Source organism: Maribacter ulvicola (assembly GCF_900155985.1).
GTDB classification, from domain to species: Bacteria; Bacteroidota; Bacteroidia; order Flavobacteriales; family Flavobacteriaceae; genus Maribacter; species Maribacter ulvicola.
In genome coordinates this window covers 1-1,869 of record NZ_FTMA01000019.1, presented here as the reverse complement: position 1 = coordinate 1,869, position 1,869 = coordinate 1, and the positions used below count along the sequence as shown (strand labels likewise).

The following is a 1,869-nucleotide window of genomic DNA, read 5'->3' as shown; positions in this document are numbered from 1 at the left end:
GATCGATAAACAAACTTTGAGGGTATGCCCAGAACAGCTTCCCCATGTATCTTGTTCTTGGTTGCGGTACGTTGTTTTAAATAGGTATCCAATAAGCGGAACAACTGTAAGCATTCACTCTGGACATCCGTCAAGGCATTGTAAATAGAAGCCTCGTTGATAAGGGCATACTCACATATAGCTTTAGCATCGCTCTTGTCCGTTTTTACCTTGGCAAGTTTCATTTGAATGAAACGTTTGACAGATAATGGGTTTACTACTGAAACTATTACTCCGTTTTTGTAAAGAAACTGGGCAAGTCTATAATGATAGTAACCGGTAGCTTCCATAACCACCAATGAACCTTTGGGCAATTCCTTTAGGTATTTCCTGAACCCCGCTTCATTGTTCTTATACTGGTGGCAACCTGTTTTACTACCATGTACATCAAAGACATCTTTACTGATGTCAACTCCAAAAGTTTCTTTATATTTATTCATAGAAAATGATTTATGAAAGAACCGGCTACTTCTGCTCACAACAACTTGAAAACGAGATCTAAAGTCTCACAGAACTGAACGTGATCTAAGTAGTAAAAGAGAGAGGATTATCAATGTTGTCGAAGTCTAAAGCTTCACCGTGTATAGTAACCTTAATTCTCTCTTTTGTTCTTTCTAATTATATCAACAATTTACTGAGAATCAAACTTAAGCCGTGTATAATTAATTGCTTGTTTTAAGCTTGCTTACGAACATTCCTGCGGAATATTCTATCTGTGATTTATTTGCTAATTTAGTGCCTAAATCACGCAACTAACCATACACAATCACGTTGTAAACAATTTAGAGCATAAATGACGAAAAAAGAAATTAATAACATTCTGAAATCTGAATCTGGAATTATCCTATTAGAAAAGGAATCTGAACAATCTTTTTTTGAATCGATATTAAACAATACTGTTTCGTTGATTTCTGCTATATATTTCTTGACAAGAAAAAAACTTGATTCATTAATTCTAACTGAAAAAAGGATTTTACTAATAGTGCAGAACAAAATTCAACTTGAAAAAAAGTTAAACGGAAATGAGTCGTTGATATATAATGGTGTGAAATCCGCATTAGAAATAACTGACCAAAATGAAAAATCTATTATTGGACTGAATAAATTGCGCGTGAGTTATGAAGAGGGAAAGTCAATACGACAAAAATTAACTGAATTTGAAAGCAGAACTGAATAAAAACTGTTTACAACAATGTATAACCGCAATTACGGCGGATTCGACTACGTCCGAATCCACTCGGAATTACTAAAGTCAGTGCCAAACCGAAAATTAACGCATATAAACCCGTAACTGACGGTTATACGAGACCGTTAGCTTTAATGCTCAAGCAAGTTTTCGGAATTGGAAAAAGGCTAGTTTATTTTTCGATTTTTTTTTGAGTTTTAAGAAAATAAAAACCGAAAAACTATGTTGCCAAATTTGAAAAATACTCTGAATTCTCACTCAAACTCTGAATTGAATTGTGGCTGACTTTTTAGCTTGTTTGCGGAATCGAAAACGGAATTAAAACTCGGAATCTCACTCTTTCGGAATTTAGCATCTTGCGGAATTGCTTACTCGAAATCTGAATTAAAAATATTGCGGAATTGGAGTAAGTTTGCGGAATGAAAAACGAAGCGGAATTCAAAACTAAACAAAACAAGCGGAACGAATTATACATCTGAAAAAAGCACTAAAAGCTAACAAAGAACTGAGGTAAAAAACAAATAAATTCTTCCTTAATCTGAGACAATGGTATTCTAGGCTCATAGATTCAAAAAACAGATTCTTGAGCTTTTTTTATTCAATGTATCCGCTATTTATCTAGGCAATATAGAAACGTAAGTTTC

General features: G+C 33.9%; 2 protein-coding genes. One reads left to right on the top strand and one right to left on the bottom strand.

The features are described 5' to 3' along the window. Positions 1-479, bottom strand: a 479-nt coding sequence (locus BW936_RS19270; protein WP_143744228.1) for an IS110 family transposase, incomplete at its 3' end; no start/stop codon positions are given. Positions 480-832: 353 nt separating this feature from the next. Between BW936_RS19270 and BW936_RS19265 the strand changes: the two genes are divergently transcribed. After that, on the top strand, positions 833-1,216 hold the full coding sequence (locus tag BW936_RS19265; RefSeq protein WP_076551508.1) for a hypothetical protein: 384 nt from the start codon (positions 833-835) through the stop codon (positions 1,214-1,216). Positions 1,217-1,869: the final 653 nt, after the last annotated feature.